At 67.0% G+C, this 572-nt stretch carries 1 protein-coding gene; it reads left to right on the top strand.

Annotated elements, in window-relative coordinates:
• On the top strand, positions 1-572 hold a 572-nt coding region (locus HWX22_RS31395), incomplete at both ends, for a phosphopantetheine-binding protein (protein WP_175917005.1).

Here is a 572-nt window from a genome sequence, read left to right as displayed (position 1 = left end):
AACCTCGTGTTCCTCGGTCGTAACGACAAGCAGGTCAAGGTGCGTGGCTTCCGAGTCGAACCCGGGGAGATCCAGGCGCAGCTCGCCACGCACGAAGCGGTGCGCGAGGCGATCGTCGTCGCTCGGCAGGATCCAGCAGGCAATGCTCGCTTGCTGGCCTACGTGAGCTTGCAGGACGCAGCGCCGTGTGCCGAGCTTGTTCGAGGCTTGCGCGAGCACCTTGCTGCACGACTGCCGGAATACATGGTGCCGGCTGCGTTCGTCGTGCTGGACGCCTTGCCGCTGACGCCGAACGGCAAGGTGGACCGTCGCGCGCTGCCGGAGCCGGATGACGAGGCGTTCGCGCAGGCGCAATACGAAGCGCCGCAAGGCGAAACCGAGCAGACCATCGCCGCGTTATGGGCCGAACTGCTCGGCGTCGAGCGCGTGGGCCGGCACGACAACTTCTTCGCGCTCGGCGGCCACTCGCTGCTGGCCACCCGCATGCTCGCGCGGCTGCGTGAATCATTCGGGCACGATGTGTCGATTCGCACGCTCTTCGAGGCGCCGACTGTCTCGCAATTGGCGCCGCG

The sequence above is a fragment of the Burkholderia sp. BCC1638 genome (genome assembly GCF_902833195.1).
GTDB lineage: Bacteria > Pseudomonadota > Gammaproteobacteria > Burkholderiales > Burkholderiaceae > Burkholderia > Burkholderia diffusa.
The sequence above is the reverse complement of the archived record's forward strand: the minus strand, read 5'-3'. Positions and strand labels throughout refer to the sequence as shown.